General features: G+C 61.1%; 3 protein-coding genes. All 3 read right to left on the bottom strand.

The annotated features are described in order from the left end of the window. The coding region (gene pqiC / locus ABTW55_RS14375) for a membrane integrity-associated transporter subunit PqiC (RefSeq protein WP_060431837.1) at nt 1–539 on the bottom strand (539 nt) is incomplete at its 3' end. Continuing rightward, nucleotides 536–2,182, bottom strand: coding sequence for an intermembrane transport protein PqiB (pqiB, locus tag ABTW55_RS14370; protein WP_060420484.1), 1,647 nt, complete (start codon nt 2,180–2,182; stop codon nt 536–538). The genes pqiB and pqiC, both read right to left, overlap by 4 nt. Then, nucleotides 2,169–2,430, bottom strand: a 262-nt coding sequence (locus ABTW55_RS14365) for a paraquat-inducible protein A (protein WP_181423091.1), incomplete at its 5' end; no start/stop codon positions are given. The genes pqiB and ABTW55_RS14365, both read right to left, overlap by 14 nt.

Genomic DNA, 2,430 nt, shown 5'->3' with positions numbered 1-2,430 from the left:
GCGATAGCCTGAGCTTCCTGCTGCCAGCCCTGCGCCAGGGTGCGCACCAGGGCATCATAGCCGTCCTCGCCCTGTTTCAATTCCAGGCTGAAAGGCCGTTTGATCAAGCGCCCCTGGCGGTTCAGCACCCACTCGCCGCGAACGATCGCCTTGCCGTCAAAACGGCCGTGGAAGCCGCTGACGGTGACGTTGAGCACATCCTGATCGCTGCTCATCGGCTGCGAAGAGACCACCCAGCCCGGCAGCGCGCTGCTCAGGTTGGTGACCAGCGTTTGCTGCAGCTGCTGGTCGAGCGGGCTGGCCCACAGATTGTTTTGCGCTATCACATACTGCACGTCGTTGGTCTGATACACCACGCCGCTCTGCGCCAGATAATCCGCCACGCTCACGTGCTCCAGCCACAGCTGGCGCGTGGAGGCGCCGCTGCTGCCGGCCGCGGCCGGCGCACCCAGCGCCGGCAACTGATAGTAGGTCTTCTGTGGCGAACTGCTGCAGGCGCTGAGCAACAGCGCCAGGGCTACCGGGATCCATTTCATCATTTCGTGGCCTTCTTCGGCTGAGGGTCAGTGCTGCCGGCGGCTTTAAACACCAGCGCGTTGCTCTTCTCATTCAGGGTGCGCAGCACAGGTTGCAGCTCACGCAACACCTGGTCGAGGCGCTGCATGTCGCCCACCATCTTGTTGTAAGCCGGCGAACCAGGCTGGAACCCTTTCATGCTGCGGTTCAGCTCCAGCAGGGTTTTCTGCATGTCCTGCGGCAGCGCCTGCATCTCTTTGCTGGCGATGATGTCGTTCAGCGACTTCATGGTCTGCTGCGTCGACTTCATGGTTTTCTGACTTTCCGCCAGCGTCTTGGTCGCTTCGTTGATCATCGGATTGATCGGCATCGCGTTGATCTTGTCCAGCGTCTGCATCAGTTTCTGCTGGATCTGCGCCAGCCCGCCGCTGGTGGTCGGCATCAGCGGATAACCGAACATCTCACGCGGCCCTTTCCACGGTTTCTCCTGCGGATAGAAGTCGAGATCGATATACAGCGAACCGGTCAGCAGGTTGGCGGACTTCATCGAGGCGCGCATGCCGCGCGATTCCGCGTCTTTCAGGTGCGCCTCTATATCGACGTTGTCCCCCAGCTGTTTATGAAGCCGATCGGGCTCAATGCGGATCAACACCGGAATGCGGTAATCGTTGTTCAGGCGCTGCGCCATGCCCTCTTTGTAGAACGGCACCTGCGCCACCGTACCCAGACGGATGCCGCGGAACTCGACCGGGGCGCCCGGCTGCAGGCCGCGCACCGAATCGGAAAAGAACAGCAGGTAGTCCTTATGCACGGTATACAGCGAATCCTGCGTGCTGCGCTGGTTGTCGAACAGCCGGTACTCCGCCTTCTCTTTCGCCTGTTCGCCGCGATCCCAGCCCTCCGGCACGTCAAAACTGACGCCGCCGCTGAACAGGGTGGTCAGCGACCCCATCTCCACCCGCATGCCCTGCGCCGACATGTCGAACGCCACGCCGCTGTCTTTCCAGAAGCGCACGTTGGTGGTGACCAGCTGATCGTAAGGCGCGGTAATGAACAGCTGATAGCGCATGGCGCGCGTTTTGGGATCGAAATAGCTGGTTTCCACCGAGCCGACGCGGTAGCCGCGGAACAGCACCGGATCGCCGGCATTGAGCTGGCCCGATTTTTCGCTGTCCAGCACGATGCGCAGCCCTTTGGCATCCGGAGAGGCCAGCGGCGGCGCGTCGAGCAGCTGATAGTTGTCTTTGCCGTCTTTGCCCTTGTTGCCCGGCTGCAGTTCGATATAGGCGCCGGAGAGCAGCGTGCCCAGCCCGGAGACGCCTTCACGGCCGATCTGCGGCTTCACCACCCAGAAGGCGGAGTCCTGGCGCAGCAATTTCTCCATGCCGGAATTAAGGCGCGCCTGCACCATCACCTTGCTCAGATCCTCGCTCAGCGTGACGGTTTCCACCACGCCGACGTCCACGCTGCGGCTTTTGATTTTGGTTTTACCCGCTTCCAGCCCTTCCGCCGTCGTGGTGACCAGCGTCACTACCGGCCCCTGATGGCTGAAGTGGTAAAACAGGATCCAGGCGCCGATCAGCGCGGTCACGATGGGAATGATCCACACCGGCGACCAGCGCTTGATCTTCTCGACGTCCGCGACGCTATGATTATTTTCCGTCACCTTGCGGCTCCTTGTTGATTGTTTCACTTGCGCGATCCCAGGTCAGCCGGGGATCAAATGTCATGGCGGCGAACATGGTGAGGATCACCACCAGCGCGAACAGCACGGCGCCCGTCGCGGGGTAAATGCTCATCAACTGCCCCATTCGCACCAGCGCCGACAATACGGCGATCACAAACACGTCGATCATTGACCAGCGGCCAACGAATTCGACCACTTCATAAATCAGATGCATGCGCTCGCTGTCG

The sequence above is a fragment of the Serratia sp. SM04 genome, assembly GCF_040280225.1.
GTDB lineage: Bacteria > Pseudomonadota > Gammaproteobacteria > Enterobacterales > Enterobacteriaceae > Serratia > Serratia sarumanii.
This window is presented reverse-complemented; position numbering and strand designations above follow the sequence as displayed.